At 69.2% G+C, this 9,825-nt stretch carries 9 protein-coding genes and 1 tRNA gene; 3 read left to right on the forward strand and 7 right to left on the reverse strand.

Features of this window, described 5'->3' with window-relative positions; all coding sequences use genetic code 11:
• Nucleotides 1-148: 148 nt before the first annotated feature.
• The gene (locus AX685_RS11610) at nt 149-1,033 is read right to left on the reverse strand and encodes a BadF/BadG/BcrA/BcrD ATPase family protein (protein WP_066488834.1); all 885 of its coding nucleotides are present in this window, start codon (nt 1,031-1,033) and stop codon (nt 149-151) included.
• A gap of 114 nt (nt 1,034-1,147) precedes the next feature.
• Here AX685_RS11610 and AX685_RS11615 point away from each other — a divergent pair, with 114 nt between their 5' ends.
• The 3 genes from AX685_RS11615 (at nt 1,148) to AX685_RS11625 (ending at nt 5,700) form a co-directional block, all read left to right on the forward strand.
• Nucleotides 1,148-2,644: a permease gene (locus AX685_RS11615; protein WP_231738818.1), complete on the forward strand. Its 1,497-nt coding sequence runs from the start codon at nt 1,148-1,150 to the stop codon at nt 2,642-2,644.
• Complete coding sequence (locus tag AX685_RS11620) at nt 2,641-3,672, forward strand: serine hydrolase domain-containing protein (protein ID WP_066488837.1); 1,032 nt, start codon at nt 2,641-2,643, stop codon at nt 3,670-3,672. Before AX685_RS11615 ends, AX685_RS11620 begins: the two co-directional genes overlap by 4 nt.
• 84 nt (nt 3,673-3,756) lie before the next feature.
• Complete coding sequence (locus AX685_RS11625) at nt 3,757-5,700, forward strand: fibronectin type III domain-containing protein (protein WP_066488839.1); 1,944 nt, start codon at nt 3,757-3,759, stop codon at nt 5,698-5,700.
• An 80-nt stretch (nt 5,701-5,780) separates the two neighbouring features.
• Here AX685_RS11625 and AX685_RS11630 read toward each other — a convergent pair.
• The 6 genes from AX685_RS11630 to AX685_RS11655 all read right to left on the reverse strand — a co-directional run bounded on the left by AX685_RS11630 (nt 5,781) and on the right by AX685_RS11655 (nt 9,700).
• Nucleotides 5,781-5,856: transfer RNA gene (locus AX685_RS11630), tRNA-Phe, on the reverse strand.
• A 29-nt stretch (nt 5,857-5,885) separates the two neighbouring features.
• Nucleotides 5,886-6,080 (reverse strand): DNA gyrase inhibitor YacG, encoded by a 195-nt coding sequence (locus AX685_RS11635; RefSeq protein ID WP_066488841.1) that lies wholly within the window; start codon nt 6,078-6,080, stop codon nt 5,886-5,888.
• A complete protein-coding gene (locus AX685_RS11640; RefSeq protein ID WP_066488843.1) occupies nt 6,077-7,003 on the reverse strand; it encodes a ribonuclease in 927 nt (308 codons plus the stop codon). Before AX685_RS11640 ends, AX685_RS11635 begins: the two co-directional genes overlap by 4 nt.
• Nucleotides 6,996-7,568: a Maf family protein gene (locus AX685_RS11645; RefSeq protein ID WP_066488850.1), complete on the reverse strand. Its 573-nt coding sequence runs from the start codon at nt 7,566-7,568 to the stop codon at nt 6,996-6,998. Before AX685_RS11645 ends, AX685_RS11640 begins: the two co-directional genes overlap by 8 nt.
• A 56-nt stretch (nt 7,569-7,624) precedes the next feature.
• Complete coding sequence (gene infA, locus AX685_RS11650) at nt 7,625-7,870, reverse strand: translation initiation factor IF-1 (protein ID WP_022685627.1); 246 nt, start codon at nt 7,868-7,870, stop codon at nt 7,625-7,627.
• Between the two features lie 153 nt (nt 7,871-8,023).
• Nucleotides 8,024-9,700, reverse strand: coding sequence for a DNA methyltransferase (locus tag AX685_RS11655; RefSeq protein ID WP_066488852.1), 1,677 nt, complete (start codon nt 9,698-9,700; stop codon nt 8,024-8,026).
• Nucleotides 9,701-9,825: the final 125 nt, after the last annotated feature.

Here is a 9,825-nt window from a genome sequence, read left to right on the forward strand (position 1 = left end):
CGAGGCCAGCGAAGGAGTAAACTCGGCCAGCGTCTCGGATGGCAGTCATGAGAGCCGTACAATGCCGAACGCCTGCTGGCGGCGGTACGCGGCGAGGGGCCCGGCCGCGCCGTGTGAGAGTCGCGCGGGCCGCGCGCAACGGATGCCGTCACCCTGCTCGGGCGTCCCCCGGTAGCCCCGCCAGCAACAGCGCGCCGTCCAGCGCGTCGCCCTGCGCCTCGCCCAGTTGCGCGACGGTGCGTGCGCGCAACCACGGGCGAAGCCGCGGCGCCAGCCCGCCCATCAGCACGCACGACGGCGCGCCGCGTTCGAACACCGTCTCGATGAAGCGTTCGACGTGCGCTGCGGCATCCTCGACGATCGAGCGCGCGATCGCATCGCCCGCCTCGGCATGGTCCATCACCAGCGGCGCCAGCGCGGCATAGTCGCGCGGGGTCGCGCGATCCATCCACGCGATCGCCTGCGGAATGGCATGGCCGAAGCGGTCCGACACCGCCAGGCTCAGCGGGGTGCGCTGGCTGCGCCCGTCCAGCGCGCGCAGCGCATGGCGTACCGCCGACAGCCCCAGCGCCGCCCCGCTCCCCTCGTCGGAGATCGGGAAGCCGTATCCGCCGATCGCCACGTCGGTGCCGTTGATGCGCAATTGCGCGATGCTGCCCGTCCCCAGGATCAGGATCGCGCCGTCCGCGCCGCGATGCGCGCCCAGGTTCGCGATCACCGCATCGGTGACATAGGTGACCGACGCGAACGGCCAGTCGAGCGCCGCCAGCGCCTCGCGCACGCCGGGGCGGGAAATGCCCGCGATCCCCATCCCCGCGCTCGTGTCGCGCAGATCGTCCGCGGTCAGCCCCGCCTCTGCGGCCGCCTGCGCGATCGCCGCGTCCAGCGTCGCGCGCAGCTGCTCCATCCCCACGCGGGCATTGGCCGGACCGGTCGCGCCGCTGCCGATCAGCCGGCCGGTCGCGTCGGCGATGCGCGCGCGGCAGTGGCTGCCGCCCGCATCGATCCCCAGGAAATAGCGCGTCGTCGTCATATCCGTCCCTTGCCGTGCCGCGCGGGCGCTGTGCCATGAATAGGCGGCACTTGGCCATAACCGCGGGTTGGGGGCGGGATTGACGCGGTCGGGCGAAGCGCGGACCGTGCCGCGATGACCGACCCCGCCGCACCCGTACCTGCCGACACGCCCCGCCCCCGCGATCCGCGCGGCATGGCGCTGTACGCGCTGCTCGGCTTCGCGGCGGGACTGCCCTTCTACATGTTCTCGACCGTGCTGACGCTGCGGTTGCAGGCGCATGGCGTCGCGCTGGCGGTGATCGGCTTCTTCGCCTGGGTGCAATTGCTGCCGACGCTCAAGTTCGTCTGGGCGCCGCTGCTCGATCGCTATTCGATTCCCGGCTTCGGGCGCTTCTGGGGAAAGCGGCGCGGCTGGATCATGCTGGCGCAGCTCGGCATCTTCTCGGCGATGATCGCGATGGCGCTGACCGCCGGCGACGCCAGCCTGGCCATCACCGCGCTGTTCGCGGTGCTGCTGGCGTTCTGGACCACGACGCTGGAGGTCGCCGCCGACGCCTGGCGTATCGAACTCTACCCCACGCAGGACGAACAGGGGCCGATCGTCGCGGCGAACCTGTGGGGCTATCGCACCGCGATGGTTGCGGCGGGATCGGGCGCGCTGATCGTCGCCGACGGCGCGGGCTGGGTGGCGGCCTATCTGGTGATTGCGGTGGCGGCGTTCCTGCCCTTTCCGCTGCTGGTCGCGATGCGCCCGGACGGCGAAGGCGGCGGCGGGCGCTGGGTGGGGCTGGCGACCGGGCTGGTCGCCAGCCTCGTCATTCTCGGCGCCGCCACGCTGGTGACCGCCGCGGTCGGCTGGGCCGCGCTGTCGGCCGCCGCGGGGCTGGGGATCGGCGCGGGCAGCAACGTGACCCCGTATGTGCTGGTGTTGTGCATGGTGCCGTTCCTGGCGATGGGCGCGGCGCTGCCGTGGATCCGCAACGCAGCCCCCACGTCGCGGCTGCGTACCTCGACGGTGCTCGGCCCCTATGTCGATTTCTTCTGGCGCTACGGCGCGGGGGCGCTGCTGCTGATGGCGTTCGTGTCGCTGTACCGGATGGGCGACGTGCTGGCGCTCAACCTGTCAAAGCCGATGATCAAGGGGCTGGGCTATTCGCTGACGCAGATCGGCCGGGCCGACAGCCTCGTTGCGCTGGTCGCCAGCATGGCGGGCGTCGGGCTGGGCGGCTGGCTGGCGACGCGCTGGCGGATGACGTGGCTGCTGGCGTTGGGCGCGGTGGTCGCGGCGGCGGGCAATTTCGGCTTCGTCTGGCTCGCGCATCAGCGGGTGGACGAAGCCCTGCTGTACGTGTCGACCGCCGCGGACCAGTTCGGCAACGGTTTCGCCGGTGCGGTGTTCGTCGTCTATCTCTCGCTGCTGGTGAACCCGCGCTATCCGGGCGCGCAATATGCGTTCCTGACCGGCTTCGCCTTCCTGCTGCCCCGCCTGCTGGCGGGCGCCGGGGGGACGATGGTGGGGGCGATCGGCTATGACGGCTTCTTCCTGCTGTCCGGAATCGTCAGCCTTGCCGCCATCCCGCTGCTGCCGTTGCTGGCGCGCGTCGCCGCCCGGCCGGAGGATCACGCATGACCGACCTCGACACCGTCGCCGACGCCGCCTTCGCGCCAGCGCGCGCCTATGTCGATGCCGCGCGCATCCCGGGCGCGATCCTGGGTCTCGTCACCACCGACGGGCGCCGCGCGGTGCGCTGCACCGGGCTGGCGCGGCGCGTGCCGTCGCCGGAGCCGCTGACGACGGCGCATTGGTTCGATCTCGCCTCGGTCAGCAAGGTGATCGCCACCACCACCTTCGTCCTGCAGCTCGCCGACGAAGGGCGGCTTGATCTCGATCGCCCGCTCACCGATGCCATCCCCGACCTGCGCCAATATGACGTCGCCGGCGCCCCCGAACGGCGCCTGACTTTCCGCGACTGCCTGGTGCATCGCACCTTCCTGCCCGCGGTGGAGCCGATCTACACCTATGGCGACGATCCGGCGCGGCTGCGCGCCTTCGTCCTCCAGCGCGAATGGCGCCACGGGCCGCCGGTCTATTCGGACATCAACTTCATCCTGCTGGGCATCGCGGTGGAGCGGCTGACCGGCGCGGGCCTCGACGCGCTGCCGCTGGGCGCCGGCCTGAGCTGGGGACCGCCCCCCGGCCCGGCGGTCGCCACCGAACATTGCCCATGGCGCGGCCGCGTCCTTCAGGGCGAGGTGCATGACGAGAATTGCTTCGCGATGGGCGGGCGCACCGGCCATGCCGGGCTGTTCGGCACGGTCGACGGCGTCCTCGACTTCGCGCGCGGGCTGCTCGACGGCAGCGGCGCGTCGCCCGCGATGCTGGACGCGATCCGCACGCCGGTCGAGGGGCAACGCACCCACGGCTGGGAAATCCGCCATCCCGGATGGTCGGGCGGTCAGGCCTGCTCCCCCGGCACGATCGGCCATACCGGCTTCACCGGCACCGGCCTGTGGGTCGATCACGACCGCGGCCTGGCCTGGACGCTGCTGACCAATCGCGTCCATCCCACGCGCCACGCCGACAGCGGCATCTTCACGCTGCGCCCCGAAACGGGCGAGGCGCTGATCGCCGCATGGGACAGCAACGCTTCGACATAGCGGCGACATGGCGCCGTCACCGAAACTTCATTCCAATGTAGAGTCGTTGTTCCACCATTCTGGTAGGTAACCAGGGGACGGGACATGAACAGGCGGGAATTCACGCGCCGCGCCAGCCTGCTGGCGATGGCGACGGCGGGCAGCGGTATGGTCGCCGCGTGCGACGGCGACGGTGACATTCCCGCACCGGCGCCCGCGCCCTCCCCGACACCCACCGCCGCACCGCTGCCGACCGCGATGTTCGTCAACGAGCCGTTGGTGCTCAGCGAACCGATGCTGCAACTGCCGACCGCCGATTCGGTGCGCGTCGTGTGGTTCACCGAGTTCCAGGGCCGCGACCATGCCGTGCGCTACGGCGCGAATTTCGGCGCGCAGGTCGCTGCCACCTCCACGCCGCTGTCGCGAATGTACGAGGATGCGACCTCGACCGTCGCCGGCCGCAGCTACACCGGCCTCACGCAGCGCGACATCTGGAAGCACGAGGCGCTGGTCGCCGGGCTGAAACCGGGCGAGCGCGTCCCCTATGTCGCGGTCAGCAACGATGGCGTGAAGACGATGCGCAGCGGCGAGGCGACGCTCCAGCCGCTGCCCGCCGCCGGGCAGAAGACGCGCATCCTGCTGACCTCCGACCTTCAGCTCAAGAAGATGGCCTCCGCCAATTACGAGCGCGTGTTCGAAACGCAGGGGCCGATCGACGGCATCTTCTTCGCCGGCGATCTGGTCAACGTGCCCAATCGTGCGTCGGAATGGTTCGACAACAGCGTCATCAACCTGCCGCCGTTCTTCGGCGCATTGCAGGGGACGATGCGCAAATGGCAGCCGACGTCGACCTATACCGGCGGCGCGCTGCTCCAGAACGGCTGGATCTATCCGATCCTGGGCAACCACGAATATTCGGGGCGGTGGAACGCGGCCAACACGCTCAACACCATGTTCAACGATCCGCAGCCGCGCTGGTATGCCGAAATCGCCTATGAGAAGGTCAAGGCGACCGTGAACCCGTCGGGCAGCGATGCCGTGCGCGAACGCTGGATCCAGGACAATTCGTTCGAGATCGTGTCCTACAGCGAAGTCTTCACCCTGCCGCAGGGGCCGGAGGGCGGTCGCTATTACGCGCAGCGCATCGGCGACCTGTTCCTGATCGCGATGGACGGCAACCGCATCTGGCGCAGCTGGGGCGCGACCGGCCGCGGCAAGCTGTCGGAGGCGACCGCGTCGATGAACAGGCCCGCCGAATGGGGCTTCGGCGATTTCCAGTTCCATCCGTTCGCCAAGGGATCGCGCCAGTACAGCTGGCTTCAGGGCATATTGGCCAGCGAGGCGTTCCGCACCGCGAAATACAAGGTGGTGATGGTCCACCAGTCGGTGTTCGGGCTGGGCGACAATGCCATCCCGGTGATGGCGCAGACGCAGGCCAGCTTCGAATATGCCGACGCGGGCGGCGCGGTGCGCACGCTGGGGCCGATCCCCTTCCCGATCGACGCGACGACCTGGAACACGCAGATCCAGCCGATCATCGACGCCGGGCGGATGCGCTTCGTGAAATACGATTATCCGCTGTCGCAGGATCTGTGGCGCAGCGACATCGAACCGCTGCTGGTCGGGGCGGGGGTGCAGCTGGTGCATGTCGGCCATTCGCACCTGTGGTGCCGGTCGAAGGTGGGCACGCTCAACTATCTCGAAACGTCGAACGTCGGGAACAGCTACGGCGCCTACGTCGACAATCTCGCGCCGCGCCGCACGGCGGTGCCCGCGCCGGGGCTGCCGGCCGGGACGTCCTTCACCTGGAACCAGGACGACTACCCGCGCGAAGGCGACCCGCATGACCGGCCGGCGATCTTCCCGTCGCTGCGCCAGCCGATGGTCGAGCTGGCCGGGGGCAACACCTCGGTGCCGTTCGTGTCGAGCAACGACATCACCGCCTACAGCATTCTCGACACCGGCACGGGCACCGTCAGCAGCTTCGCGTTCGACACCCGCTACCCGGCGCGCGACCCGATCAAGTTCGACGAATTCGCGCTGATCTGATGCCGGACGGCGGGGCGTGCCGGTGCGCGTCCCGCCGCCACCCGCGCGCCGCGATGCGGCTTATCCGACGATCATGGAAATGGTGCCCAAGGGCGGGATCGAACCACCGACACTACGATTTTCAGTCGTATGCTCTACCAACTGAGCTACTTGGGCCTATCGCGAACAGCGATGAGGCGCGGTCCCTAATCGGTGTCGCGGCGCCTGTCCAGCCCTTCCGCGCCCACCACATCGATCATTTCCGGATCGACCGGCGCACCGGGCAGGCGATAGCCTTCGTCCAGCCAGCGCAGCAGGTCGCGGCTCGCGCAGCCGCGCGAGCAGAAGGGGGCATGATCGCGCACGGCCGGCGCGGCACAGATCGGACAGCGTTTCGTCATCGGTCGAATATGGGGGCTCGCCCCGTCCGGCGCACGATCTCCGCGATCCACGCCGGTGTCGCCTCGATCCGGTCGCGCACCGCATCGGGCAGGCGGAAGCGCGCCGGCGCGGACACCGGCGTGCGCTCGATCATGCGCAGCGCGGCACGCGCGGCCGCGCCGACGGGATCGTCGCGGATCCGTTCGGGCAGCGACGCGCGCGGGCGCGGGCGCACGATCTGCAGGAAGCCGAAGCCGTTCACCGAGGTCCGCTCGAACGGCGGCGACAGCGCGGCGTCGATCGCGGCCGCCACCGCCTGGCGCGCGGCCTTGCCGGTGACGGTCGGGAAGTCGATGCCGATCGACCCGCCGATGCCGTGGCGGTGGATCGCCAGCGCCGCCGCAGTCGCCGCGCGCACCGCCAGCGCCTCGCCCGGAAGGTCGCCGTCGACATCGAACAGCGTCATCGCCGGGGTCGGCGACAGCCGCAGCACGCCGCCCGCGAACGCGATCTCGCCCCCCGACGCTTCCTCCAGCACCTCGGACCAGCCCGCCGCCTCCAGCGCGTCCGCCTCATGCGCGCGCAGGTGCCGCACCGGATGCCCAGTGGCGGCGATCCGCGCCAGCAGGTCGGGTCCGGCGGCCGGCGCGGCATCGCTGACCTGTGCCCGCGCGCGCTTGGCGCGGCCGGGTTCGGGGATCGCCTCGCGCACCACCTCGACGGTCAGCGCCGCGCCCAGCGTCACGCCGGGCGGCGCGCGGTCCAGCATCACCTCGCGCCCGTCGTCCAGCGTCGCGACCGTCCGCTCGGTCAGCCGCGCGCGCGCCACCGTGCCGACGCGCAATGTCGCTGGCAGTTCGATCCGCGCCGCCAGGATGCGCTCCCCGGCGACCAGCGCGGCACGCGCCTCGCCCACGCCGTCCTCATATAGCCATTCAGCCAAGCGGGACGCCCGCCGCCGCCAGCAACGCGCGCGTTTCGAACAGCGGCAGGCCGATCACCCCCGAATGGCTGCCGTGCAGGAAGCGGACGAACGCCTCCGCGCGCCCCTGGATCGCATAGCCGCCCGCCTTGCCCAGCCCCTCGCCGCACGCGATGTACGCGGCGATCTCGGCCTCCGACAGCGGCTTGAACGCGACGATCGTATCGGCCAGCCGGATGCGCACCGTACCGTCCGGCGCGATCACGCACACCGCCGACAGCGCATGGTGCCGCCGCCCGGACAGCAGCCGTAGCAGCGCCCGCTGCACGTCCTCGCTGTCCGCCGGAGGCAGGATGCGCCGGCCCAGCGCGATCGTCGTATCGCCGGCCAGCACCGCCTCCCCCGCCTCGCGCGGGACCGCGCGCGCCTTCTCCTCGGCCAGCCGCAGCGCATAGGCGCGCGGCAGTTCGCGCGGGCGCGGCGTTTCATCAATGTCGGGGGAATGGATGCGCGCGGGCACCACGCCGATCCGCGCCAGCAGGTCGCGGCGGCGCGGGGAAGAGGAAGCGAGGACGAGCGTCGTCATGGGCTACCCGCGGTCATGGCGCCGGCCGGCATCGGTATCCGCCGGCCCGGCGGGCGTCAGGACGGGCCGGGGCCGCCGCGACCGGGCATGAAGCGATAGGTGATCCGGCCCTTGGTCAGGTCATAGGGGGTCAGTTCGACCAGCACCTCGTCCCCCACCAGCACGCGGATGCGGTTCTTGCGCATCTTGCCGGCGGTATGCCCCAGGATTTCATGGTCGTTTTCGAGCCGGACACGGAACATCGCATTGGGCAGCAGTTCCACTACCTGCCCGCGCATCTCGAGAAGTTCTTCTTTCGCCAAACGGTGTCTCTTTCGCGTTCAATGCGCGGCGCCATAGCCCAGACGGCGACAAAAGGGAAGGCGAGCGCACACCGCATGATGCGGGCGCTGCCATCGCTTCCCGCGCTTCGCCGTCAAAGGTGGCGAGCGCGCGCCGGGCGCGCAAGGGGCCGTTCAGAACAGCGAAGCCTGGCGCCCGGTATCCTCCCGCGCGGCGCGGCGAAACGCGGCCGTCGGATCGACCAGCGGCAGGTCGGGACGCTTGCCGCGAAACAGCTCGGCCAGCGTGATGATCTGCAGCCGTGGATAGGTCTTGCCGGTCGCCGCCGCGGCGAACCGCCCGACCGCGGCGGCCTCCTTTTCCATCGCGGTGGTAGGCGTTGCCTTGCACAGGAAGATGCCCGCCGGCGCCTTCTCTCGCTCCATCGCGGAATGCAGGTCGCGGATCATCCCGACCCCGACATGGTCCCCGCCCTTGACCGAGACGATCGCCCTTTCGGTACGCTTTCCATCGGGCTTGAAATAGATGATGCCGTCGACCCCGCCGTCGGCGCCCTTCTTCTTGCCGCCATAGGGCATCGCATCGACCATCGACACCGCCCACCACTGGAACTGATATTTGTCGCGCCGCGCCAGATCCATGGCCGACTCCAGATCCTTGGGGGTGCCCTCGACGGTAAAGGCGACACCCGGAAACGCCGCCTGCATCCGCTTCTCGATCAGCGAGATCGCCAGATGCGTGACGTCGATCCCGATCCACTGCCGCCCCAGCTTCTGTGCCGCATGCACCGCCGTCCCGCACCCGCAGAACGGATCGAGCACCACGTCGCCCTCGTTCGACGACGCGGCGATGATCCGTTCGAGGAGAGCCAGCGGCTTTTGTGTCGGATAGCCGAGGCGCTCGGCATGACGCTGCGACAACGGCGGAATGTCGTCCACGATATCCTGCACCGCCTGCCCCGTCATTCGATCTAGATAGCGGCGGACATGCGGCCAACCCCCGCCGCGGCCGCTCATCTCGATCAATCCGTGCTCGCGAAAAAGGTCGAGCCAGCCGTGGGGCGTTAGCGATCGATCGCCGAATTCCTGTTTGACGATGGTGGGAATACCCCAGTGTCTTCCATGCACGGTGGGATCGAACCCACCCCAAGATCGACCGCTCTCGCCATTTCGCGTGCCGCTGCCGGTCAGGTCGCTCAGGCGATACCGGCGACCGTCGCCATCGACATGCCGGTAATAGCGGTGCGTGTAGTCGGGATCGTACGGCATATCGACCCTATTCCAAAGATAGTCCGCCGATCGGGAATAAAATAGGATCACATCGTGTATTGGCCCCCAACGGCGCGCACTATTGTGGGAACTGGTCCGCTTCCAGATGATCTCGCTGCGAAACTGCGGTGAATCGAACACCGCATCCAGCAGCAGCTTCAGGTAATGGCTCGCGGTGGGATCGCAGTGCAGATACAGGCTGCCCGTCGGCCGCAGCACGCGGTGCAGTTCGACCATACGCACCGCCATCATCGCCAGATAGGCCATCATGTCGTTGTCGCCCAGGAACCGGCGCATCGCGTTCAGAAGATCGAACGCGCGCGTATGGCCGCTGCGCGCCACTTGGTCGAAGGCATCCTCGGCACGCTCGTTCCAGTGCCAGGTATCGGCAAACGCCTCGATCTGTGCGTCTGCCGTGGCGCCGGTCGGCGACTTGAACAGAATGTTGTAACTGGCATTCGAATTGAACGGCGGGTCGAGATAGACGAGGTCGACACTGCCATCCGCGATCTCGCGCCGCAGTACGTCGAGATTATCCCCGTAATACAGGTGATTGGCGGGGCGGTTCGCGGTCCTGCTCATGACCGCGATTGGAGCGTGACGCAATTATCCTGTCGCGCGCTTGTGCTTCCGTTTCGGCGGCAATGACTGCCTTGCCGCCGAAACGGATCGATTAACCGGCGTTACCCCGCCCCCTACCCCCCGTT

The organism is Sphingomonas sp. CCH9-F2, from assembly GCF_001556735.1.
Classification (GTDB): Bacteria; Pseudomonadota; Alphaproteobacteria; order Sphingomonadales; family Sphingomonadaceae; genus Sphingomonas; species Sphingomonas ginsenosidimutans.